This is a genomic window from Pseudonocardia sp. Ae717_Ps2 (genome assembly GCF_001932475.1).
Classification (GTDB): Bacteria; Actinomycetota; Actinomycetes; order Mycobacteriales; family Pseudonocardiaceae; genus Pseudonocardia.
Genome location: NZ_MCIS01000001.1, coordinates 4,692,001 through 4,718,902 on the forward strand (window position 1 = coordinate 4,692,001; position 26,902 = coordinate 4,718,902).

The 26,902-nt window shown below is 72.9% G+C and carries 27 protein-coding genes and 1 tRNA gene; 7 read left to right on the forward strand and 21 right to left on the reverse strand.

Going from position 1 to position 26,902, the window contains the following annotated elements; all coding sequences use genetic code 11:
* The 6 genes from rho to argS form a co-directional block, all read right to left on the reverse strand.
* Entirely contained in the window at positions 1–2,403 is a 2,403-nt protein-coding gene (gene rho / locus Ae717Ps2_RS21410) for a transcription termination factor Rho (RefSeq protein WP_075333823.1), read from the reverse strand.
* Positions 2,404–2,728: 325 nt separating this feature from the next.
* Positions 2,729–3,631: a homoserine kinase gene (thrB, locus tag Ae717Ps2_RS21415; RefSeq protein WP_020626022.1), complete on the reverse strand. Its 903-nt coding sequence runs from the start codon at positions 3,629–3,631 to the stop codon at positions 2,729–2,731.
* The gene (gene thrC / locus Ae717Ps2_RS21420) at positions 3,631–4,647 is read right to left on the reverse strand and encodes a threonine synthase (RefSeq protein WP_233147795.1); all 1,017 of its coding nucleotides are present in this window, start codon (positions 4,645–4,647) and stop codon (positions 3,631–3,633) included. Before thrC ends, thrB begins: the two co-directional genes overlap by 1 nt.
* A 164-nt stretch (positions 4,648–4,811) precedes the next feature.
* Positions 4,812–6,191, reverse strand: a complete 1,380-nt coding sequence (locus tag Ae717Ps2_RS21425; RefSeq protein ID WP_020626020.1) for a homoserine dehydrogenase — start codon at positions 6,189–6,191, stop codon at positions 4,812–4,814.
* Positions 6,192–6,290: 99 nt separating this feature from the next.
* A complete protein-coding gene (gene lysA, locus Ae717Ps2_RS21430; protein ID WP_075310495.1) occupies positions 6,291–7,739 on the reverse strand; it encodes a diaminopimelate decarboxylase in 1,449 nt (482 codons plus the stop codon).
* A gap of 1 nt (position 7,740) precedes the next feature.
* Positions 7,741–9,390, reverse strand: a complete 1,650-nt coding sequence (gene argS, locus Ae717Ps2_RS21435; RefSeq protein ID WP_075310493.1) for an arginine--tRNA ligase — start codon at positions 9,388–9,390, stop codon at positions 7,741–7,743.
* Positions 9,391–9,464: 74 nt separating this feature from the next.
* On the opposite strand from argS, the gene Ae717Ps2_RS21440 reads away from it, so the two are divergent.
* The 4 genes from Ae717Ps2_RS21440 (at position 9,465) to Ae717Ps2_RS21455 (ending at position 13,237) form a co-directional block, all read left to right on the forward strand.
* A complete protein-coding gene (locus tag Ae717Ps2_RS21440; protein ID WP_075333824.1) occupies positions 9,465–11,567 on the forward strand; it encodes a hypothetical protein in 2,103 nt (700 codons plus the stop codon).
* Between the two features lie 55 nt (positions 11,568–11,622).
* Positions 11,623–12,438: a DUF3105 domain-containing protein gene (locus tag Ae717Ps2_RS21445; protein ID WP_020626016.1), complete on the forward strand. Its 816-nt coding sequence runs from the start codon at positions 11,623–11,625 to the stop codon at positions 12,436–12,438.
* Positions 12,435–13,100: a DUF305 domain-containing protein gene (locus Ae717Ps2_RS21450; RefSeq protein WP_075310489.1), complete on the forward strand. Its 666-nt coding sequence runs from the start codon at positions 12,435–12,437 to the stop codon at positions 13,098–13,100. The genes Ae717Ps2_RS21445 and Ae717Ps2_RS21450 overlap by 4 nt, the downstream gene beginning before the upstream one ends.
* Positions 13,101–13,162: 62 nt before the next feature.
* Positions 13,163–13,237 (forward strand) — tRNA-Arg (locus tag Ae717Ps2_RS21455).
* Positions 13,238–13,389: 152 nt separating this feature from the next.
* Here Ae717Ps2_RS21455 and Ae717Ps2_RS21460 read toward each other — a convergent pair.
* From Ae717Ps2_RS21460 to Ae717Ps2_RS21520, 14 genes are all read right to left on the reverse strand, one after another.
* Positions 13,390–14,751, reverse strand: a complete 1,362-nt coding sequence (locus Ae717Ps2_RS21460) for a tyrosine-type recombinase/integrase (RefSeq protein WP_075310487.1) — start codon at positions 14,749–14,751, stop codon at positions 13,390–13,392.
* Positions 14,751–14,942 carry an AlpA family transcriptional regulator gene (locus Ae717Ps2_RS21465; protein ID WP_075310485.1) on the reverse strand — a complete coding sequence of 64 codons (192 nt, stop codon included), beginning with the start codon at positions 14,940–14,942 and terminating at the stop codon, positions 14,751–14,753. Before Ae717Ps2_RS21465 ends, Ae717Ps2_RS21460 begins: the two co-directional genes overlap by 1 nt.
* 317 nt (positions 14,943–15,259) lie before the next feature.
* Positions 15,260–16,360, reverse strand: a complete 1,101-nt coding sequence (locus tag Ae717Ps2_RS21470) for an AAA family ATPase (RefSeq protein WP_233147646.1) — start codon at positions 16,358–16,360, stop codon at positions 15,260–15,262.
* A gap of 71 nt (positions 16,361–16,431) precedes the next feature.
* Positions 16,432–17,388 (reverse strand): bifunctional DNA primase/polymerase, encoded by a 957-nt coding sequence (locus tag Ae717Ps2_RS21475; RefSeq protein WP_075333826.1) that lies wholly within the window; start codon positions 17,386–17,388, stop codon positions 16,432–16,434.
* A complete protein-coding gene (locus Ae717Ps2_RS21480) occupies positions 17,385–17,654 on the reverse strand; it encodes a hypothetical protein (protein WP_075333827.1) in 270 nt (89 codons plus the stop codon). Before Ae717Ps2_RS21480 ends, Ae717Ps2_RS21475 begins: the two co-directional genes overlap by 4 nt.
* Positions 17,651–17,854, reverse strand: coding sequence for a hypothetical protein (locus tag Ae717Ps2_RS21485; RefSeq protein WP_075333828.1), 204 nt, complete (start codon positions 17,852–17,854; stop codon positions 17,651–17,653). Before Ae717Ps2_RS21485 ends, Ae717Ps2_RS21480 begins: the two co-directional genes overlap by 4 nt.
* Positions 17,851–18,249, reverse strand: a complete 399-nt coding sequence (locus Ae717Ps2_RS21490) for an RRQRL motif-containing zinc-binding protein (protein WP_198932221.1) — start codon at positions 18,247–18,249, stop codon at positions 17,851–17,853. Before Ae717Ps2_RS21490 ends, Ae717Ps2_RS21485 begins: the two co-directional genes overlap by 4 nt.
* The gene (locus Ae717Ps2_RS37415) at positions 18,246–18,401 is read right to left on the reverse strand and encodes a hypothetical protein (RefSeq protein ID WP_158071530.1); all 156 of its coding nucleotides are present in this window, start codon (positions 18,399–18,401) and stop codon (positions 18,246–18,248) included. Before Ae717Ps2_RS37415 ends, Ae717Ps2_RS21490 begins: the two co-directional genes overlap by 4 nt.
* Before the next feature lie 247 nt (positions 18,402–18,648).
* On the reverse strand, positions 18,649–20,649 hold the full coding sequence (locus Ae717Ps2_RS21495) for a cell division protein FtsK (RefSeq protein WP_198932222.1): 2,001 nt from the start codon (positions 20,647–20,649) through the stop codon (positions 18,649–18,651).
* A gap of 357 nt (positions 20,650–21,006) precedes the next feature.
* The gene (locus Ae717Ps2_RS21500; protein ID WP_075334341.1) at positions 21,007–22,242 is read right to left on the reverse strand and encodes a hypothetical protein; all 1,236 of its coding nucleotides are present in this window, start codon (positions 22,240–22,242) and stop codon (positions 21,007–21,009) included.
* Positions 22,239–22,529, reverse strand: coding sequence for a hypothetical protein (locus tag Ae717Ps2_RS21505; protein ID WP_143510432.1), 291 nt, complete (start codon positions 22,527–22,529; stop codon positions 22,239–22,241). Before Ae717Ps2_RS21505 ends, Ae717Ps2_RS21500 begins: the two co-directional genes overlap by 4 nt.
* A 339-nt stretch (positions 22,530–22,868) precedes the next feature.
* Entirely contained in the window at positions 22,869–23,147 is a 279-nt protein-coding gene (locus tag Ae717Ps2_RS36275; protein WP_075333831.1) for a hypothetical protein, read from the reverse strand.
* On the reverse strand, positions 23,144–23,500 hold the full coding sequence (locus tag Ae717Ps2_RS21515; RefSeq protein WP_143510434.1) for a hypothetical protein: 357 nt from the start codon (positions 23,498–23,500) through the stop codon (positions 23,144–23,146). Before Ae717Ps2_RS21515 ends, Ae717Ps2_RS36275 begins: the two co-directional genes overlap by 4 nt.
* Positions 23,500–23,709 (reverse strand): hypothetical protein, encoded by a 210-nt coding sequence (locus Ae717Ps2_RS21520; RefSeq protein WP_075310472.1) that lies wholly within the window; start codon positions 23,707–23,709, stop codon positions 23,500–23,502. Before Ae717Ps2_RS21520 ends, Ae717Ps2_RS21515 begins: the two co-directional genes overlap by 1 nt.
* 112 nt (positions 23,710–23,821) lie before the next feature.
* On the opposite strand from Ae717Ps2_RS21520, the gene Ae717Ps2_RS21525 reads away from it, so the two are divergent.
* The 3 genes from Ae717Ps2_RS21525 (at position 23,822) to Ae717Ps2_RS21535 (ending at position 25,982) form a co-directional block, all read left to right on the forward strand.
* Positions 23,822–24,154: a GntR family transcriptional regulator gene (locus tag Ae717Ps2_RS21525; protein WP_158071531.1), complete on the forward strand. Its 333-nt coding sequence runs from the start codon at positions 23,822–23,824 to the stop codon at positions 24,152–24,154.
* A gap of 149 nt (positions 24,155–24,303) precedes the next feature.
* Complete coding sequence (locus Ae717Ps2_RS21530) at positions 24,304–25,365, forward strand: helix-turn-helix domain-containing protein (RefSeq protein ID WP_075310470.1); 1,062 nt, start codon at positions 24,304–24,306, stop codon at positions 25,363–25,365.
* On the forward strand, positions 25,362–25,982 hold the full coding sequence (locus Ae717Ps2_RS21535) for an HD family hydrolase (protein WP_075310468.1): 621 nt from the start codon (positions 25,362–25,364) through the stop codon (positions 25,980–25,982). The genes Ae717Ps2_RS21530 and Ae717Ps2_RS21535 overlap by 4 nt, the downstream gene beginning before the upstream one ends.
* Before the next feature lie 21 nt (positions 25,983–26,003).
* On the opposite strand, the gene Ae717Ps2_RS40485 is transcribed toward Ae717Ps2_RS21535, so the two are convergent.
* Positions 26,004–26,315, reverse strand: a complete 312-nt coding sequence (locus tag Ae717Ps2_RS40485) for a GNAT family N-acetyltransferase (RefSeq protein WP_075310466.1) — start codon at positions 26,313–26,315, stop codon at positions 26,004–26,006.
* Positions 26,316–26,902 lie beyond the last annotated feature (587 nt).

A 26,902-nucleotide genomic window follows, 5' to 3' on the forward strand; every position in this document is an offset into this window, starting at 1 on the left:
CTAGTCCTCGTCCTTGCCGGGGGTGTTCTTGGCGACCTGCATCAGGAACTCGATGTTGGTCTTGGTCTTCTTGAGCCGGCTGAGCACCAGGTCGAGCGCCTGCTGGTCGTCGAGCGCGGCGAGGACACGGCGGAGCTTCACCATCACCGCGTGCTCGTCGGGCGACATCAGGAGCTCCTCCTTGCGGGTGCTCGAGTCGCCGACGTCGATGGCCGGGAAGATCCGCTTGTCGGCGATCTTCCGGTCCAGCTTGAGCTCGGCGTTGCCGGTGCCCTTGAACTCCTCGAAGATCACCGTGTCCATCGTGGACCCGGTCTCGACCAGCGCGGTCGCGAAGATGGTGAGCGAGCCACCGTCCTCGATGTTGCGCGCAGCGCCGAGGAAGCGCTTCGGCGGGTAGAGCGCCGTGGAGTCGACACCGCCGGACAGGATCCGGCCCGAGGCGGGCGCGGCCAGGTTGTAGGCGCGGCCGAGCCGGGTGATGTTGTCCAGCAGGACGACGACGTCGTGCCCCATCTCGACCAGGCGCTTGGCCCGCTCGATGGACAGCTCGGCGACGGCGGTGTGGTCTGCCGGCGGGCGGTCGAAGGTCGAGGCGATGACCTCGCCCTTCACCGACCGCTGCATGTCGGTGACCTCCTCGGGCCGCTCGTCGACGAGGACGACCATGAGGTGGCACTCGGGGTTGTTCGTGGTGATCGCGTTCGCGATGTTCTGCATGATCGTCGTCTTGCCCGCCTTGGGCGGAGAGACGATCAGCGCACGCTGCCCCTTGCCGACCGGCATGATCAGGTCGATCACGCGGGTGGTCAGCTGCGACGGGTCGGTCTCCAGGCGGAGCCGCTCGTTGGGGTAGAGCGGCGTCAGCTTGGTGAACTCGGGCCGGTTCCGCGCGGCCTCCGGGTCCCGCCCGTTGATCGAGTCGACGCGCACCAGCGGGTTGAACTTCTGCCGCTGCTGCTCGCCCTCACGGGGCTGGCGGACGGCGCCGGTGATGGCGTCGCCACGCCGCAGGCCGTTCTTGCGGACCATCGACATCGACACGTAGACGTCGGTCGGGCCGGAGAGGTAACCGGTGGTCCGGACGAACGCGTAGTTGTCGAGGATGTCCACGATGCCGGCGACCGGCAGCAGGACGTCGTTGTCGCGGATCTCGGTGTCCACGCCGCCGCCGGCGCCACCACCGGTGCGCTCGCGGTCCCGGCCGCGACGGCGGTCGCGGAACCGGCGACCGCGGCGGCCGCGGCCGTCACCGTCGTCGCCGTCGTCGTCGCGGAAGTCGTTCCGGTCGGCACCCCGGTCGTTGTTCCGGTCGTTGACGCGGTCGCCGTTGCGGTCGTTGTTCCGGTCGCCGTTCCGGTCGCCACGGTTGTCGCCGCGGTCGCCGGTCCGGTCGTTGTTGCGGTTGCCGCGCCCGGAGTCGTCGCCGTCGCGGTTGCGTCCGCCACGGCCGTTGTCGCCGTTCGCGCCGTTGCCGCGGCCGTTGTCCTCACGGGCGTCGCCGTTGCGGTCGCCGCCACGCTCGGCGTTGCGGTCGGTGTTGCGCTCGGTGTTGCGCTCGGTGTTGCGGTCGGCACCGCGGCCGCGACGGCGGTCGCCGTCGGAGCCGGTGTCGTCGCCGTCGGCGTCGCGACGGGCGTCGCGCTGGCCGGCGTCCCGCTGACCCGCGTCGGACGCGGTGTCCTTCGGGGTGTCCTTCGGCGCGTCCTTGGGACCGGCGTCCTTCTGACCGTTGTCGTCGCCCTGGCCGCGGCGGCGGGTCCGGCCACGACGGCCGGCGCCGTCGGCGTCCTCGCGACGCTCCTCGGCCGGGGCCGGGGTGCTCTCGGCCTGCGCCGGCGCACTCGCGGCCGGAGCGGCCTGCTCGGGCGCGGCGGCCGGGGCGCTCTCGGCGACGGCCGGGGCCGCGCCGTTGCCGGACGACGTGCCGGAGGCGGCGTCGGTCGCGGTGGCGTCAGGGGCGCCGGCCGGCCGTGTCGCCGCACGGCGACGACGGGTGCGCGGCGCGGGGGCCTCGGCCTTCTCCGCAGACTGTCCGCCCTGGTCACCGGCCTGCTCGGCGGGTGCCGAGGGGGCGGCCGGCGCAGCGGCGCCGTTGCCGGCGGGGGCCGCGGCGGTGTCGCCGAGGGCGAGCTGCGACGCGTCCGCGCCGTCGGAGCCGGTGGCGGCAGCGGGCTCCACCTTCGCCTTCGGCTTCTTCGCGGGGGCCGCCGCCGCTCCGCCCTGACGCTCCTTGATGGCCGCGATCAGGTCGCCCTTGCGCATGCCGGAGATGTCGGGGACGTTCAGCTCGGTGGCCAGCTGGCGCAGCTCGGCCAGCACCATGCCGGACAGGCCGCCGCGTCGGCGGGGCGCCGCCTCGGCAGACGCGGTCCCGGTACCGGCGAGATCGGTCTCGCTCACAGAGTTCCTTCCTGACCGACCCGGTTACCTGTCCAGGTCAGGGGATGTCACACGCTCGGCCGATACGGAGACCCCGTATCGGCAGCATTCACAGATGGAGTCCCACGACGACGTCGCGGGAGTCAGGCCGCCCGTTCGGGATTCCGAGTCCAATTCAGAAAGGAGATCGGGCGAGCGGGCTCGGCCGCAAGACTACGCCGATGTCGCGTGGATCGCCATGCGCGGTCGAGACTAGTCCGTACACCCCGGGGCGGCAACAACCCCCCTCGGACGACGCGCCGACCCACGGGGTCGCGTACCTCACGTTCCCGGCACGGAACCGGGATCAGCGGACCTCGACCTGCACACCGGTGGTGTCGACCGGCAGCCGCTGCACCGCGAAACCGTCGGTGTCGACGCCGTCGGGCAGCGCGCCGTCGCCGGTCAGGGCCAGCACCGTCGGCCCGGCGCCGGAGATCGCGGCCGGCACGCCGTGCTCGCGCAGCGCCTCGACCAGCCGCAGCGACGACGGGTACGCCGGGCGCCGGTAGGGCTGGTGCAGCCGGTCCTCGGTGGCCGCCATGAGCAGGTCGGGCCGCCGGGTCATCGCCAGCACCGCCAGCGCGCAGCGGCTGCCGGTGAACGCGGCGTCGGCCAGCGGGACCTGCTCGGGCAGCAGCCCGCGGGTGGTCTTGGTCGAGGACTCGACGTCGGGCACGCAGGCGACCGGGTGCACGTCGGGGTGCACCTCCAGCTTCTCGGCGTGGAAGCGCCGAGCCGACCCCGCGGCCTCCCAGGCCACCACGAACCCGCCGAGCAGGCTGGCCGCGGCGTTGTCGGCGTGGCCCTCCATCCCGGCCGAGAGCTGCAGCAACGCGTCGCGCTCCAGCTCCGGGTCCCGCCCGGCCAGGACGGCCGCGGCCGTCACCCCGGCGACGGCGGCCGCCGCGGAGCTGCCGAGACCGCGCGAGTGCGGCACCGCGTTGAGACAGCGCAGCCGCAGCCCCGCGGGCGCCCCGCCGAACGTCTCGAAGGCCAGGCGCATCGCCCGCAGGACCAGGTGACGCTCGTCACGGGGGACGTGCCGGCAGCCCTGCCCCGCGACGTCGACGAACAGTCCCGGCGTCTCGAAGGTCTCGACCTCGATCTCGTCGTACAGCGCCAGGGCCATGCCGAGGGAGTCGAAGCCGGGGCCCAGGTTGGCCGTCGACCCCGGCACCCGCACCAGTACCCGCGTCGGGCGGCCCATCAGGCCAGCTCGAGCGCCGCCGCGACCGCGCCGGGGTCGATCGGCACGATCTCCGGGTCCGGCGCGGTGAGCAGCGCGGTGTCGGGGTCCTTGAGGCCGTGCCCGGTCACCGTGCACACCACCAGCGAGTCCGCGGGAAGGGTGCCGTTCTCCCGGCTCTGCAGAAGCCCGGCGACGCTGGAGGCCGACGCCGGCTCGACGAACACGCCCTCCTGCGCGGACAGCATCCGATAGGCGGCGAGGATCTCGTCGTCGGTGACGGCGGCGAAGCGCCCGTTCGACTCGTCGCGGGCGGTGGTCGCGCCCTTCCACGAGGCGGGGGCGCCGATCCGGATGGCGGTCGCGATCGTCTCGGGCTCGCTCACCGGGGCGCCGTGCACCAGCGGGGCGGCACCGGCGGCCTGGAACCCGAACATCCGCGGCAGCGTGTCGACGATGCCGTCGGCGTGGTAGCCGCGGTAGCCGTGCCAGTAGGCGGTGATGTTGCCGGCGTTGCCGACCGGCAGGCAGTGCACGTCCGGGGCGCGGCCCAGCTGGTCGCAGATCTCGTAGGCGGCCGAGGCCTGCCCGGCGATCCGGGTCGGGTTCACCGAGTTGACCAGCGCGATCGCCGGGTAGTCGGCGGTGGTCTTGCGGGCCAGCTCCAGGCAGTCGTCGAAGTTGCCGTCGATCTGCAGGATCCGGGCGCCGTGTGCGACGGCCTGGGCGAGCTTGCCCAGCGCGATCTTCCCGGTCGGCACGAGCACCGCGCAGGTCATCCCGGCACGGGTCGCGTAGGCGGCCGCCGACGCGGAGGTGTTGCCGGTGGAGGCGCACAGCACGCTGGACTTGCCGTCGGCGAGCGCGGCGGTGACCGCCATCGTCATGCCGCGGTCCTTGAACGAGCCGGTCGGGTTGGCGCCGTCGACCTTGAGGTAGACCTGACAGCCGGTCCGCTCGGACAGCCGCGGGGCAGGGAGCAGCGGCGTACCGCCCTCCCCCAGGGTCACCACGGTCCAGTCCGGCTGCACCGGCATCCGGTCGCGGTAGGCCTCGATGACACCCGGCCACTGGCCGGGCGGTGGCGGCGCGACCGCACCGGTCACCTGGGTCACCAGACCGAAGGGGCCGGAAGCGGGCCCTCGGACTCCTCGCACGCTGCCCGTCACGACCGGTCCACTCCCTGATCCCTCGTCGGTGGTCATTCGCCCATACCCAGTGCGCTCACCGCGCGGCCCAGGCCCTCGACCCGCAGCACCCCGGCGACGCCGAGGACGTGGTCGAGGTCCAGCAGCGCCGACACCGTCGCCGACAGCGCGGCCTCCGGCGCCGAGTGCGTGACGACCGTCAGCCGGGCCTGGCTGCGGTCCGAGCCGTCGGCCCGGTCCACCGAGCCGTTCACGCCGCCGGTCTGACGCACCGCGGCGATCGACACGCCCTGCTGCGCGAACTCACCGGCGATCGCGGCGAGCACGCCCTCGCGGTCGGCCACCTCGAGGTCGACGTGGTAGCGCGTCGGCACCTCGCCGATCGGGCGCACCGGGAGGCTGGCGTAGGCCGACTCGCGCGGCCCGCGGCCGCCGCCGACCCGGTTGCGGGCCACCGCCACGAGGTCGCCGAGCACCGCGGAGGCGGTCGGCGCGCCGCCGGCGCCCTGGCCGTAGAACATCAGCTGGCCGGCGGCCTCGGCCTCGACGAACACCGCGTTGAAGGCGCCGTCGACGCCTGCCAGCGGGTGCGAGTCGGGGACCATCGCCGGGTAGACCCTGGCGGAGACCGACTCGGCCCCGTCGGCCGCGACGACGCGCTCGCAGATGGCGAGCAGCTTGATCGTGCAGCCGAGCCTGCGGGCGGCCGCGACGTCGGACGCGCTCACCTCGCGCATGCCCTCGCGGTGCACGTCGGAGGCGGTGATGCGGGTGTGGAACGCCAGCGACGCCAGGATCGCGGCCTTCGAGGCGGCGTCGTAGCCGTCGACGTCGGCGCTGGGGTCGGCCTCGGCGTAGCCCAGCCGGGTCGCCTCCTCCAGCGCGTCGACGTAGGAGGTGCCGCCCGCGGACATCGCCGAGAGGATGAAGTTCGAGGTGCCGTTGACGATGCCGGCGACCCGGGTGATGCGGTCCCCGGCGAGGGACTCGCGCAGCGGGCGGAGCAGCGGGATCGCCCCGGCGACCGCGGCCTCGTAGTAGAGGTCGGCACCGGAGGCGTCGGCGGCCTCGGCCAGCGTCGGGCCGTCCTCGGCGAGCAGCGCCTTGTTCGCCGTCACGACCGAGCGACCGGACTTGAGCGCCTCCAGCAGCCAGCCGCGGACCGGCTCGATCCCGCCGATGACCTCGACGACGACGTCGACGTCGTCGCGCGTCACGAGCTCGCCGGCGTCGGTGGTCACCAGGTCCGGGAAGTTCTCGGTCAGCCAGGGGTGCCGGTGCGGTCGCCGCACGGCGACCCCCGCCAGCTCGATGCGGGCCCCCACCCGCGCGGCCAGCTCGTCGGCCTGCTCGGTGATGAGCCGGACCACCTCGGTGCCGACGGTGCCGCAGCCCAGCAGTGCCACCCGGACGGCGCCGGTCTCGCTCGCCACGTGTCCTCCTCGCGTGCACGCACCCCTCGGGCGCGCGCCGATCATTCCTGGTCGGACGGGTGCAGACGGGTCCGGGTGGTGGTTCTCACCCGGCTGCGCTCACACCTCGAAACGGAACTGGTCCTCCAGTGTCTCGCGTCGCAACAGGGTCCGGTCGACCCCGTCACGCACCGCGACGACAGCGGGGCGCGGCAGCCGGTTGTAGCCCGACGCCATCGCGTAGCAGTAGGCCCCCGTCGCCGCGACGGCCAGCAGGTCGCCCGGCGCGAGGTCGGCCGGCAGCCAGCAGTCGCGCACCACGATGTCACCCGACTCGCAGTGCTTGCCGACCACCCGGGACAGCACGGGGGCCTCCCCACCGGGCACCGAGTCGCGCCCGCTGGCGCGGGACACCAGCCGCACGTCGTACTCGGCGTCGTAGAGGGAGGTGCGGATGTTGTCGCTCATCCCGCCGTCGACGCTGACGTAGCGCCGCGAGTACCCGCCGAGCGGGACGTCCTTGACGGTGCCGACCTCGTAGACGGTGACGGTGCCCGGTCCGGCGATGGCCCGGCCCGGCTCGACCGCGATCGCCGGCACGTCCAGCCCGGAGGCGGCGCACTCGCGCTTGACGATCGCGCGCAGCTCCTCGGCCAGCGCCGGCATCGACAGCGGGGTGTCCCCCGGCCGGTAGGCGATGCCGATGCCGCCGCCCAGGTCCAGCGTCCGCAGCGCGGTCAGGTTCTCGCCGCCGTGCTCGGCGTGCAGGTCGGCGAGCACCTTCACCACGCGGCGGGCGGCGGCCTCGAAGCCCTCGGTCTCGAAGATCTGCGAGCCGATGTGACTGTGCAGCCCGACCAGGCTCAGGTGGCTCGCGGCGAGGACGCGGCGGGCGGCCTCCAGCGCGGGCGAGTCCTTCTGGTCCTGGCTCGCGATGGAGAACCCGAACTTCTGGTCCTCGTGCGCGGTGGCGATGTACTCGTGGGTGTGCGCCTCGACGCCGACGGTGAGCCGGATCAGCACCGGCGCGACGGTGTCCCGCGCGGCGGCGACGTCGGCGAGCCGGGCGATCTCGTCGAAGGAGTCGACGACGATCCCGCCGACCCCCGCCTCGACCGCGGCGTCGAGCTCGGCGAGGGACTTGTTGTTGCCGTGCAGCGCGATCCGCTCGGGCGGGAACTCCGCGCGCAGCGCGACGGCCAGCTCGCCACCGGAGCACACGTCCAGCGACAGGCCCTCCTGCGCGACCCAGCGGGCGATCTCGGTGCACAGGAACGCCTTCGCCGCGTAGTGCACGGCGTGCGCCCCGAACGCGGCGGCGAACTCGGCGCAGCGGCCGCGGAAGTCGTCCTCGTCGAGCACGAACAGCGGGGTGCCGTGGGTCGCGGCGAGATCGCGCACGTCGACCCCGGCCAGGCGCAACGCGCCGTCCTCGCCGCGGGCGGCGTGCCGCGGCCAGACCGCCGGGGCCAGCTCGTCGAGCGCCGCGGCGCTCTCCGGGCGGGGGCCGGCCGACTCGGGCGCGGGGGTGAGGCCCGCGTGCATCGGGCCTGCGGGGTGTGCCCTCATGTCACATCCGTTCCGGGGCGTCGACGCCGAGCAGCGCGAGGCCGTTGGCGAGCACCGTGCGGGCCGCGACGCAGAGCGCGAGCCGGGCCCGGTGCAGGTCGGAGACCTCCTCGTCGCCCTGGGGCAGGACGCGGCAGGAGTCGTAGAACTTGTGGTAGGCGCCGGCGAGCGACTCCAGGTAGCGGGCGACCCGGTGCGGCTCGCGCAGCTCGGCGGCGGTCCGCACGACGTCGCCGAACTCGCCCAGGGTGCGGATCAGGTCGCCCTCGCGGGCGTGGGACAGCAGGCCGTAGTCCTCGCCGGGGGTGATGCCGAGGTCGGCGGCGTTGCGGGCCAGCGAGGACAGCCGGGCGTGCGCGTACTGGACGTAGAACACCGGGTTCTCGCTGGTCCGACTGGCCAGCAGGTCCAGGTCGATGTCCAGGCCCGAGTCCACCGACGAGCGCACCAGCGAGTACCGCGCGGCGTCGACGCCGACGGCCTCCACCAGGTCGTCCATCGTCACGACGGTGCCGGCACGCTTGCTCATCCGGACCGGGACGCCGTCCTTGACCAGGTTGACCAGCTGTCCGATCAGGACCTCGACGACGGCCGGGTCGTCCCCGAACGCGGCCGCGGCGGCCTTGAGCCGGGCGACGTAGCCGTGGTGGTCCGCGCCGAGCATGTAGATGCACAGGTCGAACCCGCGGGCCCGCTTGTCGCGCAGGTAGGCGATGTCGCCGGCGATGTAGGCGGGCCGGCCGTCGGACTTGATGACGACGCGGTCCTTGTCGTCGCCGTGGTCGGTCGAGCGCAGCCACCAGGCGCCGTCGGACTCGTAGAGCGAGCCCTTCTCCTTCAGCGCGGCGACGGCGGTCTCCACCGCGCCCGAGTCGTGCAGCGACTGCTCGTGGAACCACACGTCGAACTCGACGCGGAACTCCCCCAGCTTCTGCTTGATCTCGGTGAACATGAAGCCGACGCCAACCCGGCGGAACACCTCGTCCCGCTCGGTGTCGGGCAGCTCCAGCGCGCCGGGCTCGGCCGCGACGACCCGCTGGGCGATCTCGGCGATGTAGGCCCCGCCGTAGCCGTTCTCCGGGGCGGGCTCGCCCTTCGCGGCCGCGACCAGGGAGGCGACGAACCGGTCGATCTGGGCGCCGGCGTCGTTGAAGTAGTACTCGCGGGTGACCTTCGCGCCGCGCGCGGTCAGGACCCGGCCCAGCGCGTCGCCGACCGCGGCCCACCGGGTCCCGCCCAGGTGCAGCGGTCCGGTCGGGTTGGCGGAGACGAACTCCAGGTTCACGTTGCGCCCGGCCAGCTCGTCGCCGGTGCCGTAGCCCGCGCCCGCGGCGAGGACCTCCCCGACGATCGCGCCCTGCGCGTCGGCGGCCAGGCGCAGGTTGATGAACCCGGGCCCGGCGATCTCGGCGCTCGCGACGCCGTCGCGGGTGGCCAGCTCCTCGGCCAGCCAGGTCGCGAGCTCGCGCGGGTTGACACCCGCCTTCTTGGCGGTGCGCAGCGCGATGTTGGTGGCGTAGTCGCCGTGGTCGGGGTTGCGGGGACGCTCGACACCGGCATCGGCCGGCAGCGCGGAGACGTCCAGGTCGCGTCGGAGCAGCACGTCCCGCGCGACGTCACGGACCAGGTCGGCGAGCACGTCGGGATTCACCAGCGGGATTCTACGGAGGGACCCCCGACACCCTCATGCAGGTATCCGCACCCCGACCGGCGACGATGCGGGGCGTGACGTCCCCTTCCACCGACCGGAGTACCCGCGCCCCCGTCGTCTCCGGGGCGCTCGCCCTGCTGCTCGGGGCGGTCCTCGTCGCGGTGTCGGTCGGCTACAACCGGGGCAGCCTCGTGCCGCCGCTCGACGACGTCTACATCCACCTGCAGTACGCCCGGCAGTTCGGCGACGGCGAGCCGTTGCGCTACCAGCCCGGCGCCGAGATCACGACGGGCGCGTCGAGCCTGCTCTGGATGGTGCTGCTCGGCGCCGCGCACGCGGTCGGGTTCGACGGCCGGTGGCTGCTCGCCGTCGCGGTGGTGGGCGGGGTCGTCGGGGTCGCCTGTGCGGCGGGGTTCACCTCGGCCGCCGCGACCCGGCTCGGCGGGCGCGCGGCCGGGTGGTGGGCGGGGCTGCTCACCGCGCTGTGCGGGCCGCTGCTGTGGGGCGGGGCCAGCGGCATGGAGGTGGGGCTGCTCGCGGCGCTGGCCACCGGGACGCTGCTGTCCTACCTGCGCGAACGTCCCCGGTTCCGCGCGACGCCGGTGGTCGCGGCGCTGCTGGCCCTCACCCGGCCCGAGGGCTTCCTGCTCGCCGCCGCGTTCACCGCCGCGATGGCGTGGACGCTGCTGCGCCCGGCCCCGGGCCCGGCCGCGCGGGCGGGGCGTCCGTGGGGACGGCTCGCGCTCGTAGCCGTGCCGGTGGTGGTGTTCGCCGGGCAGCTGCTGCTGTACCGGGTACTCACCGGGACGTCGCAGGCCAACGGCGTGCTCGCCAAGTCGTGGCTGCACACCGGCTTCCTGCGCCAGCCGCTGGAGATCGCCGACCACGTGCAGCGCAACGTCGCCGCGATCCTCGCGTCGCTGTCCGGGCTGTCCGGGCAGGACGTGCTGGCGCCGCTCGCGCTGGTGCTCGCCGTACTCGGGGTCGCCGTGCTGGCCGCGCGCCGGGAGCGCGTCCTCGCGGTGGTGCTCGGCGGCGGGCTGGCGTCGGTGGTGCTCGCCGTCGCCACCCTGACCACGGCGATGTGGCAGGACCTGCGCTACCTGCAGCCGTTCCTGCCGCTGCTGCTCCTGCTCGTGGTGCTCGGTGCCGGGCTCGTCGGGAACCGGGCGGCGCGCACCGGGCTGCTCGCGGTGGTGCTGCTGTTCACCCTCGCCGCGACGCCGGCCTGGGCGCTGCGGCTGGGCCAGCAGGCGTCGGCCATGCGGGAGGGCCCGGTGAGCGTCGCGCAGTGGATCGCCGGCAACGTGCCGCCGGGCGACGCCGTCGCCGTCAACGACGTCGGCGCCGCGGCCTGGTTCGGCGGGCGCCGCACCGTCGACCTGGTCGGGCTGACCACGAACGGGATGGCCGCACCGTCGCTGAACGGGCCGGGGACGCTCTACGAGGCCCTGCGGGCACTGCCCGGGCCCGAGCGGCCGCAGTGGTTCGCGGTGTTCGACCGGTGGGGCGGGGTCCCGGTCGCCGACCTCGGCCGCGCCGGGCTGCTCGGCGCCGAGCCGGTCATCACCTTCGCGCTCGCCGGGCCGGCCCGGCCGATCTCGGCGTCCGCGCCGCAGACCTGCCAGCTCGACCGCAGCTGCGACCGGGTCAGCATCTGGCGGGCGGACTGGTCCGCCGCGGACTCCGCGCAGGCACCGGACCTGCCGGTGCCCGGCCGGATCGTCGACCACCTGAACATCGGGGACATGGCCGACGAGGCCGCGCACGGCTGGACGACCGACCCGCCGGTGCTCGGCGTGCAGCCGGACTCGGTGCTGGACCGCGCCGTCGTCGCACCCGGACGGCTCGTCGCCGACAGCGGCCGGCACGTCGTCGGTGGGGAGACCTTCACCCTCGGCGGGACCGTCCCCGGCCGGCCGGTCACCCTGACCGGGCGGATCGGCGCCGGGCCCGCGCTGCCGGGCGAGCGGACCCGGGTGGTCGCCGTCGACGTGGACGGTCGCCCTGCCGGGGAGTGGACGCTGCCGGACGCGCAGCCGTGGGCGCAGGCGTCGTTCACCGTGCCCGGCGAGCTCGTGACCGGTGACCGCGTCACGGTGACCACCCGCCCGGTCGCCCCGCTGCTCGCGCCCTACCCCGACTACCGCTCCTACGGGTGGTGGGCGAGCCGGTGACGGCGCCTTCCTAGACTCGGGCGAAACCGCCCGCCGACCACGAACAGGACTCCCCATGGCCAGCGGCAAGTCCGGCAAGAAGCGACCGTCGATGCCCAGCGCGGTCGGCCAGCGCCAGTTCCCCTGGGGCATGGTCGCGGCGATCACCGTGCTGGTGCTGCTGGCGGGGGCGTTCATCGTCTACCCGCTGGTGCAGCGCAACCAGAACCGGGCCTGGGAGCCCTCGGAGGACAATCGGAACCCCGCGCTCGCGATCCCCGGCATCGTCAGCCAGGAGTACCCGGGCCTGCAGCACGTGCTCGGCTTCCAGCGGGTCGCCTACACCCACAGCCCGCCCTTCGGCGGCGCGCACGACGGGTTCTGGGCCGCCTGCAACGGCGTCGTCTACCCGAACCCGGTCCGCTCGGAGAACCTCGTGCACTCCCTCGAGCACGGCGCCGTGTGGGTCGCCTACAACCCCGACACCCTCGACGAGGCCGGGAAGGCCGCGCTCGCCCAGCGGGTCGAGGGCCAGCCGTACACGGTCATGTCGCCCTACCCGGGCCTCGACGCCCCGATCTCGCTGCAGTCCTGGGGCAACCAGCTGAAGGTCCAGAACGCCGACGACGAGCGCATCGACCAGTTCATCCGCGCGCTGCGGCTCAACCGGTTCACCCACCCCGAGGTCGGCGCCTCCTGCGACGCACTCGGCGCGCAGGGCTTCGACCAGGACAACCCGCCGGCCTTCCAGCCGATCCCGCCGCAGTCCGCCGTCGACGGGCAGACCGTCCTGCCCGAGAACCAGGGTGCGACCCCGGGCGGTGCCCCCGCCCCCGACCCGGCCGTCCCCGGAGCGCCCGCCCCCGCGCCGGCGCCGGCTCCCGGGCAGTGAGCGCCCCGCAGCAGGAGCGCTCCCCCTGGAACAACCCCCCGGCCATCGCGTTCGGCCTGGTCGCGCTCGTGGCCGTGCTCGTCGCCGGGTTCGCGGTGCGCGGCGCGTTCGGCCCGTTCGTGCCCGAGCCGGGTTCGGTCGACGTCGGGTTTGCCCAGGACATGACCGTGCACCACCGCCAGGCCGTCGAGATGGCCTCCTGGGAACGCGACCGCGCGACCGACCCGCGGGTGCGCCAGCTCGCGTTCGACATCGAGACCACCCAGAACCAGCAGGTCGGCCGGATGCAGGGCTGGCTCGGCCTGTGGGACGCCCCGAGCCTGCCCAGCGGTGGCCACATGGCCTGGATGGGCTCCTCCGCGCACGCCGGGATGGCGGGCATGTCCGGCGGCACCGCGACGATGCCGGGCATGGCGAGCACCGCGGACCTCGCGCGGCTGCGCGCCACCCCGCCCGGCACGGCGCTGGACGTCGAGTTCCTCCAGCTCATGCTCCGCCACCACCAGGGCGGGGTGTCGATGCTGGAGTACGCCCGCGACCACGCCGACACCGGCGAGGTCCGCAACCTCGCGGCCCAGATGCTCGCGTCGCAGAACTCCGAGGCCGAGCTGATGCGCGGGCTGCTCGCCGAACGGGGAGCAGCGCCGCTGCCGCTGGGCTGATCACGCCCGGGCCCCCGTGCCGGGGACCCGGGCACCGTGCGCTACTGTTCTCCCATCGCACGGCCCCCGTAGCTCAGGGGATAGAGCACCGCCCTCCGGAGGCGGGAGCGCAGGTTCGAATCCTGCCGGGGGCACCACGAGTGCCAACAGCGAAAATCGGCCCCTCACCTGCTGAAACAGGGCGAGGGGCCGTTCTCGTTGCGTCCGGGTGTCACCGGCTGTGGGTGGCCGTCAGCGGCTGGTCGTTCCCAGGGTGTTCCCACGCCCCGTTCCCAGGACGTTCCCACCGTCACCGACCGCCGAGCGCGTCCTCCACCCGCTGTCTCGCGACGGTGTCCTGGCCGTCGAGGCACTTCGCGTAAACCTTCAGCAGCACCTCCACCGAGTGCCCGGCCCACTCCGCAACCTGGGTTGCCGGGACACCTCCGTTCAGCCACGTGGACACGCAAGCGTGCCGGAGCGTGTAGGGCGTCGCGCCAAGCGGCCCGGCAGCGACGTCCTGGGTAAACGCCCGTTGGCGAGCCGAACGCCACGTCCGCATGTACGTGAGCTTGGGCAGCTCCGGCACCCGCTCCCCCGGGAACAGCCGACCGCCCGGTCCGATCGGTCGAGATGCCAGGTGGTGGTTCAGGTAGCCGGTCAGCTCCGGCGGCGTCGGTACGGTCCGTCCCTCCCCTCTCGCCCGGTTTTTGAGCTGCCGGACGTCGCGCTGTGCGCCGTCATTGGTCCAGTCCGATCCGGCGTACGGGGTCGCCTCGGCGATGTAGATCTCCCCCCACCCAGACGACGGCAACGACAGGTTGTGCTTGCGCACGTTCGCGGCCTCCTCCGGCCGGAGGGCGGCGAAGTAGAGCAGCGCGAAGAACGCCACGAGCTGCGGCCCGCTCCGCTGCGTCTCCCCCACCGCGGTGAGCAGGGTGCGGGCCTGAACTGGGTTGACGACGGTCCGCCGGTCGACGCCGGTCGAGACCTTCGGTGCCGTCCACTTGAATGTCGGCAGGGGATTCGCAGGTAGCAGCTCCCGTTCCACCGCGTACTCCAGGACGTTGAACAGCACCCGTCGCCGCTTGCTCACGACGCTCGCCGCCGCGGGTCGGCCGTCGAGCCGCTGCGCCAGCGCGTCGAGGACTCCTCGGAGGACGGCCCGCTCGGCTAGCCGCCCGACCGGCATTGCCTGCTGTTTCAGCCACCGGAGGTCCGACCGGACCGCCGCCGGGCTCCCGTCCCGCCGTGCCGTGTTGAAGGCCCACCGGTGCAGCGCCCGCCGCATCGCGACACCGTCGGGAGCCCCGTCCCGTACCCCGTCGAGCATCGCAGGAGTGATCGCCGTCAGCGCCTCGGAGATGCTGCGGCGATAGGTCGCAGCGGCCCCGGGCCACTTCATGTCCATGTAGTCGCAGGCGAAGTCGAGCCAGTTGACCACCTGTGCCGGACGGGCCGCTGAGACAGGGAGTCCCGTCTCGATGTCGAATGCCTCGCCCCGGCGGGAGGCGCTGATCAGGTCGGCACGGTAACTGTCGGCCAGCGCGCTGGTCCGGAACCGCTTCTTCCACCGCTTGGTTCCGACTCTCCACATGACGGTGTAGGCGGTGGTGGTTTTGCCCTTGTAGACGTCGGTTTTCCAGATGCGGACGTCGTAGGTGGTGGTCATCAGGCGGTCGCCTCCTCCAGGGTGTCGAGCCAGTTCTCGAAGTCGGTGCGGCGGATGCGGATCTCGCCGTTGGGGAGCTTGATGCAGCGGGGTGCGCGGCCTTTTGCGCGCCAGTCGTAGAAGGTGGAGCGGGAGATGGCGAGTTCGGTGCAGAGGTCGGTGACGGTGAGGCGGGCGGCGGACCGGCTCATGGGGTTTACCTCCGGGGTGAGTGACAGCGCGGGGCGGGTGTCACTCGGGTTGTCACAGCTGTTTACGCGGGCCAGACAGGGTGGAGTGACACAGTGACAGCGGTGGGTCTGCGCTGATGGGGCCCGACCGTCGCCGCAGGCGGGCGCTTCGGCCGCGGCCCGGCTGCGGAGGCCGAGTGACAGAGTGACACCTCCGCAGGGCCTGTCACTCGAACTGTCACTCATGTTTCCGCAGGTCAACGCGGGTCGAGTGACAGAGTGACAGAGGTGAGGCCCCGCCGCGGTCACGCGGCTGTCACTCGGACCAGCTGGGCTCGTCACTGGTGTTCTCCCTGGTCGTCGGAGGTTGAGTGACGAAGTGACAGCAGTGACAGTGGTTCGACGGCGGGTATGTCACCGCTGTCACTGCTGTCACTCGCTGCTGTAGAGGCGGTGTCGCCGGGCCAGTACTGCCCGGCGGGGTTGCGTCGGAGTTGTCCGTCGGTCTCCATGCGTCGGCAGTTCTGGCGCACGGTCCCGGCGTCGATGTCCAGGGCGGCGGCGATGTCCTTGGGCTTGGTGCCGGGGTAGTCACGCAGGTAGCGGATGATCAGCGAGCGGGTGTCGCGCATCTGGTAGTCGGCGGCGTTGCCGTCGAGCAGTGACCACGCCCCCGCGGACGGGTCGAACGCCAGTGGGTAGTCGGTTTCGTCGACGTCGCGGCCGGTGACGTGCAGGACGCCGTCCGCGCGGGCACGGGCGCGTTCGAGGACCAGGACCGCGTCGGCGGCACCGGCGAGCCCGTTGGTGCCCGAGACGGTGGCGAGGAAGTCCTCGGCGGCGGCCTTGCGGACGTGGTGGACCAGAACGACGGCGATGCCGTAGTGGTCGGCGACCCGTTTGATCCGGGTCATCGCGGCGTAGTCGGCGTCGTAGGCCGACACCCCGGGGGCGGGGTTGCCGCGGACCTTGGCGAATACGTCGATGACGACCAGGCGGGCGTCGGGATGGTTGTCGAGCCACTCCGCGACCTGCACGTCACCACCGGCAGGCATCGGCGGGCAGGCGATCGACAGGGTCAACCCGGCCGGGGCGGGCCGCCCGCCGAGCGCGATCTCCATGCGGGACTTCAACCGGCGCGGGGTGTCCTCCAACGCGAGGTAGAGCACCGAACCGGCCTCGGCGTCGATCCGGCCGAACGCCGGGCGCCCGGCGGCGATGTCGAGCGCCAGCCCGAGACTCATCCAGGACTTGCCGACCTTGGGCGGTCCGGCGAGCAGGGTCACGCCTTCGCAGATGATCCCGGGCACCGCCCAGCGCGGGGTCGGGAAGTCCATGCCCATCAGCTCCTCTGCCGTCCAGGCCGTGCGGGGCGGCGTCGGCACCGCACCGAGCGCCGGGAAGCCCCCACGTCGGGGCCCGCTCTGGGAGGCGCTCACGGCGCCCTGAGTGGCCGTCTGCGCCCCGACCGCGGGGCCGCTGGTGTGTCGGGGTGGGGGTGGTGGGGAGTTCATGCCGCGTCCTCGATCCGTCGGGGTCGCTTGGCCCCGGCCCGTAGGCCGGACGCGATCGTCTTCTCGGCCTGGTGGCCGGAGTAGGCGCCGAGCGCGACGTGCCCGGCGCAGGCGCCGCGCAGCACCGCGCGGGCCTCATGCTCGGGCAGAGAGCCACCCGCGACGAGCTGCCCGAGCGCGACCGCGGCCACGTAGAGACAGGCGTTGCGCTGAGACTTGGCCGCCCCGGTGACCCGTGCTGTTTCAGCCCGTAGTGCAACGTCGAGGTAGCGGTCACGACGCCCGGACCCCGTCCGGATCGGACCCGCTGGAACAGCCGGGGGCGGGGGCGGGGCGAGCCGGTCGGCCAGCCACCCGGGCAGCGCCGCCGCCTCGGCCTGGTCGTCGGCGGCGCGGTAGACCCCGGTCGGGGTGCGGGACCCGGCGGCGACGACGTAGCCGCCACCGGCCCGGGTGTCGACCTTCCACCCGAACCCACGCCCGGTCTCCCCCGCGGTGTTGCGCAGCTCGAGCCCGGCCGGGACGCGGAAGTACAGGTGCCGCCCGCCCGACGGTGTCAGCACCTCATAGGTCACCGGGAGCACACGCCCGGCGTCGGCGAGCAGAACGGCCAAGACCCCTGCGCCGTCGATCACCCCGCGGGCAGCCCACCGCGACGGCGGCACCTCGCCCGGCTCGGGGGTGTCGAGGTCGAGCACCAGCAGCCCGGCCGGGCCGGTCGCGATGCCGACGTTGAACACCCCCGCCGACCACGCTGCGCGGATGCGGTCCGGGTCGGTGGTCGCCCGCTGCTCCCACCCACGGTGCCCGCCCGCGCACGGCCCGGTGCCCCGGCACGTGCTGTGCCCGTGCAGCGCCGGGCGCTTGCTCCCCGGCCGCAGCGGGAACACCGGCCAATCCCGCCCGGCCAACCCGAGTGCGACCCGACACAGGTCCTCCGCCGCCGCGCTCACCGCAGACCCCCGTCAACGGACGCCGCCCGCTCGGCGGCGTAGGCGTCCCAGTAGCACTGCGGGCACCACATGCCCTCAGGTCCGACGCCCCAGTGCTCGGTGGAGTAGGCGTGCAGGACCGCGGCGGCCCTGGTCGGGAAGTGCAGGGTGTTGTCGTCCATGTCGGTGTGCGGCGCCCCGCACCCCACGCACGCCACGGTGAAGCAGACGTACTCGGTGAACCCCGACAGCGCCTCCAGCCAGCCCGGCTCCCCGTCCCCGCTCACCGCTGACCACCGCCCCGACGGGTCCGGCGGCCGTGCTGGTGGTGGAACCCACCCGGGCCGGGGGTGTCGATCGAGGTCGTGCGGCGGGTCAGGTTGTGGGTGACCGGACCGACGACGATGGCGAACGACCACCGGCCGTTCTGGTTGACCGTGGCCCGCAGCGGGCCGAGTCGGAACGTCTTGCGGGCGCGGAACCTCATCGCGGGTCTCCCTGGTGGTGGCGGGTCGAGTGGGTGGTGTCGTGGCAGTCGAGGCAGCAGCCCAGCGAGCGGGGGATGCAGTACCCGGCGTCGATCTCGCAGACCGGGCAGCGCCGCCGCGCGGCCAGCGCCCGGCCCAGCGCGGCCCGCTGCGCGGGGGTCGGGACCCGCTTGGGGCCCAGCTCGGCGGGGTCCCACAGCAGCGCCCACCGCCGTCCGCGGCGGCACTCGATCCGCCCCACCGGCTCCGCACCCGCGGGGGCGCGTCCGGCGGCGCGCATCTGGCGGCGGGTGACCAGCCCGGCCGGGGCGCACCGCCACCGCCAGGTCGGCAGGCCCTCGCACATGCGGGCGGTGGGCTGCCAGCCCCACCGCTGGGTCATCACCCCGCTCACCGCTGCTCCCGGCCGGCGCACGGCTGGTGGGCCAGGGCAGCAGCGGTCGCTGCACTAGCGGTGGCGGTGGCGGCGAGCAGAGCCAACGTGGTGACGGCGACCCGGTCCACTCGGCCGACGTCGCTCGGGTTTCGGTGACTGTGTGTAGACATGAGGGCTCCTGTTTTCGGCATGACGGGGTCGCGGCACCGGCCTGGTGGGCGTGGTGTCGGGTGATGGAGCTGGGGTGAGGTCGGTGGGTGAGGTGGCGGTGGGCGGGTTAGGTTCTTCACTCCCGCCCGGTTGTGGCTCTCTGACGTGCTGACCTGCGTCGAGTGATCGAGTGAGCCGGGTTAACCGGGCCCGCCCGGCGGGCTGGAAGCGCCGTGTAGCGGGGCGGCCGGCCGAGCCGGACCCGGTTCACTCCTGTTCGGTGTCGCCGTCGTGGTCGTCGTCGAGGTCCGCGGTCGCCCGCCGCACCTGTGCGTCACGGACGGTGACGGGATCGAGGGGCCAGCGGTTCCCGGTGGAGGGCACCTTGATCCCGAACTCGGCCGCGAGCTGAGCGCGTAGTGCCTTACCGGTCAGCGACCGGTAGGGCTGGTGGCGCGGTGCGTGACGCACGAGCAGGGCCGGGACGTCGGCGATGCGGACCGGGTCGGCACCCAGGACGGCGTCGAGGTCGTCGAGCAGGTCCCGCGACTGCTCCGGCTCGGCCTGCGGAGCGGGGCGCCCGGCACCGGGCAGGCCCTTCCCACGGCGCTCGATGGCGTCGAGGGCGCGTTCGATGAGCGGGGTGACCTGGTCCCCGGCGGGGGTGTCCTTGTCGACGGACAGGAAGTAGACCTGCACGATCTCCGAGCGCTGCCCGGAGAACCCCTTGACCACCGCGGTTCCGCGGTCCACCCCGGGGATCAGTTCGGTGGCGCGGTGCCCGGCGGTGTAGGCGCCCTGGCCGAGCAGGGCGTCGTTGGCGACGTGGTCCCCGACGGCGAACGCGACGCCGTTGGAGCAGTTGCGGGTCACATCACGGGGCATGGAGTCCTTGGTGGGGGCCTGGGTGGAGACGATCAGGTGGATCCCGCGCTTACGACCGAGCCGGACGATGTCGACCAGCAGCTTCGCGACCTCGGCGCCGTGGGTGGGGTGCTGGATCGCGACGTGAGCCTCCTCCAGCAGGCAGAACAGCGGGTGCAGCCCGACGCCCTTGGAGGCGTACTCGCGGGTGACCGCGGGGATCTCGTAGCGGACCAGCAGCTCACCGCGGGCCTGGACCTCGGCGTGCAGCTCCCGCAGGTGCTCGGTGATCTCGGCGATCCGCACGTCCTCGGCACCCATGACGTAGCGCGAGCAGCGAGGCCGGAAAACCTCGAAGTCGAAGTTCGCATCCGGCACCCAGATCCGCAGCTCAGCCGTCGGGTCCAGCGCGGCCCCGACCATGAGGACCCGGGCGGCGGAGGACTTGCCCTGTCCAGGCATCCCACCGGCGAGAGTGTTGCGCTCCAGCAGCGGCGCCACCATCGGGGTGCCGCGCAGGTTCCGCCCGAACGGCACCCCCTTGAACACATCCACCGTGGTCGCGCTGTCGTCGAGCAGGGGATACGGGCCAGCGCCCTCGGCAAGAGCGCCCTTGTCCGCAACCCACAGATCCAGGATCCCAGCCTCGGTACCGGTGGTCGGCCACACCTCCTTGGCCAACCGATGCAGCCCCGTCGCGAGGTCCGCGCGGCGCCGCGCGATGCGGTCGGCGGTGACCCCGGCCGGGAGCCGGACCACCGCATGGGTACCGCGCCCATCAACCCGAGCGGGGGTGAGGAACTGCAACGGCGTGCCCGCCTTCAAGTAGGCGCTGATCTGGGCGATACGCAGCGCGTCCAGGGCACGGGCGATCGTGGTCTCATCCACCAGCGCGTCAAGATCGGCGTCGGTACTGGTCGCGAGCCACGCCGGGCCGGCAGTGTGGCGGCGCCCCTCCCACCACCCGGCCAGCAACAGCGCCGGCCCGGCCACCCACAGCGCCACCGTGGCCGCGACGGTCACCGCAGCGGTCACGAACCGGACCACCAAGCCGACCATCTCCCACCACGAGCCCCAGCCGAACCCGCCCGGCGCCAGCCACGCGGTGACCCCACCGGCGAGCAACAGCACACCAAGCACCGCCACGGCGATACCGGTCACCATCAGCGCAGCCAGTACCTGACGAGGCAGTTCCTTGATCCGCTGGGCACGGTGGCCCTTCAACGTGTCCAGACGCTCGGTCCACTCCGCCACCGCCGTGGAGTCCCCGGCCGCGCGGGCGGCGCGGATCTGCTCGCGCACCCCACCGTGGGTCGCTGCCGCGACCGCGCGCCGAACCAGCGAGCCGTACCCGGCCACCGTGGTCACCGCAGCCCGAGCGGTCACCTTCGGGGTCGCCTTCACCCCGGCCACCGCCGCCGCCCCCGCTCGCCGCGCCGGACCACCCGCAGCGGTCGTGACCACATGCACCCCGGACCGAACGAGCCCACCCGCCCGTCGAGCGACCTTACGCGGCCCCCGATCAGCAGACACCACCTCACCAGTGGCCGGCTCCTCAGTGACGGACTCGGCGTCGATCACCAGCGACTCACCCGCCCGGCCCCCACGGGGCGGCGGGCGCCGCCCGTGCTCACCCCGCCCGGCCGCCGCACGCGGCGCCGGACCCTCGATCACGGCTTGGTCCGTGATGCTGGTCCCGATCTCGTCGTGCCGGTCGTGCGAGTTGCTGTCCACAGGTCGATTCCCCTCGATCATCGCAGGTCAGGACTGGTCGGTTCGGTGCTCATCACGCAGCGCCCGCGCCCGGGCCGGGGCGCAGCGCAGACCGGTACGGATCGACTCCGCCGAGGACGGATCGACCTCCCCCGCCGCCACCGCCGCCGCAAACTCGGCGCGCAGCGCATCCATCGAGCGAGCCCGCGGCCGGGCCACCTTCCGCGGACGACGGCGACCGTGCTCACCACCGGTCGGTCCCGTCGGCCGGTCGAGGGTGGCGACGCCGTGCCCGTCGGGGCGGTCGTCCTCGGTCCCGATGTCGGCCGGGTCGTGCTGGTTCCCGGTCCCGTCCGCGGGCTCGTCAGCGGACGGGACCGGGACGCTCAACAGGCCCGGGTTCTGCTCGGCCAGCCACGCCGACACCTCCGCCGCCAGGTCCCCGCCGTCGTCGTCGACAGGCAGACCGGGCGTGGTGTGCGGGGCCAGCACAGGGCGGCCGAGCCCGTCCCGCTCGACCCGGTAGACCCCAGGGGCATGGACCAGACGGGCGTCGCCGTCGGTGTCGATCTGCGCGACCGCGGCCCGCAACGCAGCCCGCCGGGCCGCGCGCAGCTTGCGCTCCGCCGCCCGCTCGGTGCGCGCCCTGCGGGCCGGGCGGGCCCCGGCGGTCACCAACTGGTGCGCGATCACCCCGGCCACCGACACCACACCCATCACCAGCCCGGTACTCACGCCACCGTGCTCACCGTCGAGGCCGTGGGCGAGGTTCAGCCCCGCGGCCACGGCCGCGAACGCCCACACCCCCGCCTGCAACGCCCACAGCGGCGCGGCCGGGTGCGTGCGGCGCCGCGACTGCACCGCCAGCGCGAACGCCCACATCCCCAACTCCGACAGCACCGGCAGCACCGCACCGGTCCACGACCCGTAGACCGCGACGCCATAGGCGGCCATCGCCGGGACCGCCATCACCGCCGACACCACCGCAAGCGGATAGATCAGCAGATCCACCCGATGCGCAGCCGCCCACACCCCGACCGCCGACCGTCGGGCCGCCGCACGCTTGCGTCGCTCGGTCCGGGCCCGGCGGGCCTGCTCGGCCCGCGCGGTCCGGGCGACCTGATCCCGGGTGGCCTGCTCGGTACGGCGGCGCTCGGCGATCTCCGCCCGCACCGCCTCCGCGTGCAACGCCCGCTCGGTCGCGGCGTCGGCGTCACGACGGGCCCGCTCCGCAGCAGCGGCCCGGTCCTCACGACGCCGCTGCGCCCACGTCTCGGTGCTCACCAGTCCCACCCCGACTCCATCACCGCAGCCATCTGATCCAGATCGATCCCCAAGTGCTCGCAGTGGTCCCCAGCAGCCAGCGCCGCGGTCACCACCACCATCCGCGGCACCCGCCCCGCCTCGCAGCAGGCCGGGCACAACGACAGGCACACCACCCCGACACCGGTGCCAGCGGTCACCACCACCAGGCCACCACCCACGCCCTCACCAGCCGCCACACCGCACCCAGCGCACGCCGAGTCCGTCGGGCACCGGCCGGTGTCGTCCAGATCCACCAGCGCGCTCATCGCACGGCCGCCTTCATGCACCGCGGACGCGAGCACACATCACCCATGCCCGACCGCACCCGGACCCCGCAGAACCGGCAATGCACCGGCCCCGACGCCTCCTCCGTGTGACGACCCCGCCGGTGATGCTTCGCGTGCTGCACCGCCGCCAACTCCCGCGCCACCACAGCCCGACCCACCCGGGCCCCGCCCCTGGCCGTACTCGACAACCAACCCATCGCCCCGCTCCTCTGCCTACTTCGTCTGTCCTATGTGGATCAACGAGGTGCACCCGTCCGGTCCCGACCGGCCCACACCCCGAGGGTCAGCGCGTGAAGCGAAGGACCCGCTTCGCCAACGTCACCCGGTGATCCCGACCCGCCGCGCCGTGGACGCCGTCAGGCACGACGTCGGATGCGACGGGGACGCCTCGACCAGACCGCGCCGGCCATCGAGATGACGCAGCTCGAACCGCACCCACCCCTTGGACAACAGGCCGATCGCGATGACCTGCGCCCACCCCCCACCCGCCGAGCCGTAGGAGTAGACCCACCACCCCGGGCGCACCGCCCGCGCCGGACGCTCCCGTGACGCCGTCGCCGCCGCCCGCTCCACCACCGAACCCAGCCGGGCGCTCACCGCGCACCCGCCGGAGGCTCCCCAGCGCCGAGCAGAACCAGCTCCGCCCGCTCCTGCGCCGCCACAACCTCCACCACCGCCGACAGATAGCCGTCGTTGGAACGCAGACGACGCCACTCCCGCCACCCCACGACCGCGCCACCCAACGCCTCGACAGTCTCGACCCCCGCCACCCCGACCGCGACCGCGACCAACACGCCGGCCACACCGTCCAGCGGACCCGCCACCCCCAGCGCCAGAACCACGAACACCCCGGTAAGCACCACCAGCGCCACCCCGGCACCGGACCGGTGCCAGAACTCGCCCCGGACCTGGTCCAGCACCCGACGACGGAGCGCATCCACGACCCGCATCACGCCGCCTCACCTCCGACGAGCTGCCTAGCGCGGCGGGGCAGGTGGAGGACCCGCGTGGTGTGCAGGCTCGGGATCTCACGCCCCCGAGCGATCTCGTCGCCCAGCAACGCGTCGATCACGTCCGAGGTCAGGCCGTCAGGAGCCCAGCCCTCGGGTGCGCTATCGATCCGTCGGAGCGCGGCCATGTCGCGGCGTTCGGTGTACATCTGCCATCCTCCCGATTGCCTCAGTGCACATTAAGGTGCTCTGTGGTGCTCGATCTGTCAAGGGGTGTTTGTGGTGCTGTGCGGTGGCTTAGCTGGCCGCTACCGTGGCTTGGTGGCGGTCGATCAGGGAGGCGCTCAGTCGCTGAGTGCGAAGGTCAGGTCGGACCTCGTCCGACGCATCCGAGCGGGCGAGTTCCCGGTGGGGGACAAGATCCCGTCCCTGCGGGCACTCGCTGAGCACTACGGCGTCGCCGAGCTGACCGCGCACGCCGCGGTGAAGGAGATGCAGCACGCGGGGGTACTGGAGTCCGCTGCCGGTCGCGGAACGTTCGTCCGGGCCCTCCCGGACGACCCTCCCGAGGATCTGCGCGAGATCGTGGCTCGCCTCCAGGGTGAGGTCGCCGAGCTACGCGAAAGGGTCGAGACGGTCGAGGCCAAGAGATAGCTGCTACTCACGGATTCTCCGATTCACCCCCGTCGCCGGGGCCCAGTGCCTACCGTCTGTCGGACAACCAGAACGGTATTGCCAGGTCAGGGCCGAGACCCCTGACCGCGAGTACGAGTTCGACGCGGCCGAGCGTGAGGAAGCACGGAATGAAGGACCGAACCCCTACTCCCGGTGCGAGTGAGCTGATCGGGCGACTCGGAGGAGCCGTTCTGGGCGCCATCCGTGGCCGCGTCGGGCTCACTCAGGAGGGGTTCGCCGAGCAGCTCGGCGTGGGCGTCAGCACCCTGCAGGCGTGGGAGTCGGGTCGGCGCCCGCTAGTCAATGCGAGCTTCGCGGAGATCCAGCGCGTCAACCGAGGACTCCGGGCCCACAACCCGGACCCTTCGCTCCTCGTCGTGTTCGAGAAGGCACTCGTGGCGGACTCGATCTACGGCGAGCTGGCGACTGTCGGGAGCCCTGAGCACCCGCTGTCGGTCATCGTTCCCGACCGCACCCTGACCGAGCTGCTCGCCTGGCCGCTCACCGGCGAGGTGCCCCGGCAGCTCAGCGAGATCCGCACCCGGCTGTACGTGCCCAGCACGGTGCAGGACGCCGTCGCTCGGGACCTCTGTGATGCTGCGGACCAGGCCGGAACGGGCACCGAGCGAACGGCCATGTTACGTCGGCAGGTGAAGTTCCTGGTCGCGTCGAACAACTCCACACAGGGGTGGCTCCAACAGCAGACGACGAGCGATACCCGAGCCTTACCCGACCTGAGCATGTGGTCCCCGGCGTGGGCCGTGGCTCGCTCCCAGGCCGTCGCGAGTGCTCATTCCGGCGACCTCGACCCGCTGCGACGTTTCATCGACCAGGGACTGGCGCGCGATGAACTCATCATCGCGAATCTCAATTACTGGGCCTACTGGGTCGGCGAGCACGACACGTACTGGACCGACGATCGAGACATGGTCAGTCAGCAGGCGACGTGGTCCGGGGACCGGCTCCTGGCCTCGCTCGTGACCGGGGTTGCAACGGCCCCGTACCGGGAGCTGTGCGCGCATGCCCTGTGGGCGCTCCTGAGGGCACGGCGAGACCTGCTCCGCAGCTCTGAGCAGGCGAGGCACATCGGCCGAGCGGTGGAGATCGCGCTCAGCGACGATGCTGGCCTGACCGGTAAGGTTCGACAGCGCATGGAGCAGGTGGCCTACCTCGTGGAGAGTGCGATTTGAGCAACGAAATGCACGCCGTCGCCAAGTTCGCATACGAGGCCGGCCAGCTTCAGCGACTCCCCCGCTCCGGGTGGCTGCTCGCAGGAGTCAAGAATCCCGAATCGGTAGCCGAGCACAGCTTCCGTGTGGGAGTTCTCGCCTACGTCATTGCCACTCTCGAAGGCGCAAACGCAGACCGCGCGGCAGCACTGGGCCTGTTCCACGACATGCCGGAGACCCGGATCGGTGACGTCCCCAGCGTGGGGAAGCCGTACGTACGGACGCCCCCGGCTCAGGACGTCGCCCACGACCAAGTGGCGGAGCTGCCGCCGGTCCTCGCCGAGCACATCGCCGCCCTGATCGACGAACACGAGCGTGCGAAGGAACCGACTGCGACGCCAGAAGCACGCTGCTCCCGCGACGCCGACAAGATTGACTGCCTACTTGCCGCACGGGAGTACCAGGCCCAGGGCAACCAGCAGGTGCAACCGTTCGTCGACTCGATGTCGGCGGCCGTGGTGACCGAGACCGGAAAGCGTCTCGCGGTCGCGGCGCAGGAAATCCCGCCCGGCGAGTGGTGGGCCAACTTCGCCGCCAACTTCGCGAAGAACAGCGAGGCGGCGCGGGCGGCACGGTGATGCACCGAAGCCACCCCAACGCTATCTCAGCTGTCCCGTGAGGCGTCGATAAGCACAGATCCGTCGTTTAGTGTAAGGCTCTTCGAACGCAGTAACGGAAAAGCGGGAGCGTGCCTCGGCCAGCAGGCGTCGAGCGATTCCCCGGCGGCGCCAGGCCACCGCAGTCCAGATATGGGCGACGGTCTCGTAGTCGCCGTCGTTGTCACGATCGTGCACGACGACGAACCCGGTGAGGTGGCCGTTGAAGACCGATAGATTCCCCTCCCGAACGAGGACGGTCTCCAGAACGAGACCGTCCAGGGCCCTGAGACCACCGCAGACGCCTCCTGCCACTCAGGTGGCGCCACGGAGCTGTCGCAGCACCAGAACGGCGCTGAGACCGCATACCCCGACGCGCGGCCAGGCACGGACCGTCAGGTGCCGTTCCCCACTCTTCTTCTGTCACTCTGTCACTGCACCGCCCCTGACCAGCACAAACGAGAGTGACAGTTCGAGTGACAGGCCAGTGAGCCTTTTTCAACCTGGCGTTTGTGCTGGTCAAGCCGTCGAGTGGGCCTCCCCGGACCGCGACCGCGCGGCGGCCTGACCTGCATCATCGGGGATCTGGCCGCTGCCGACGGGGCCCCTGCCGCCGCTTCGCGGCGGGTCCTCGGTCAGGTTGAAAAAGGCTCAGTGACACTGTCACTCTGTCACTCGACGGCGCCCGGCCGTACGGCGATGCGACCCATCGTTGCTGCCCCCTCCTGTTCCAGCGCCTTAACGTCCACAGCGCTGCAACAGGAGGGGCGTGGACGGGCGCTCGTCGACCCGGGGGATCGAGCGGGCTGTACGCGGCCCTCTGCTCCTCCGCAGAGGCGCTACGGGACCCCGGATGCCACCCGGGGTCCCGGCCGAGCGCGGAGGAGCACTGGGACGGACGT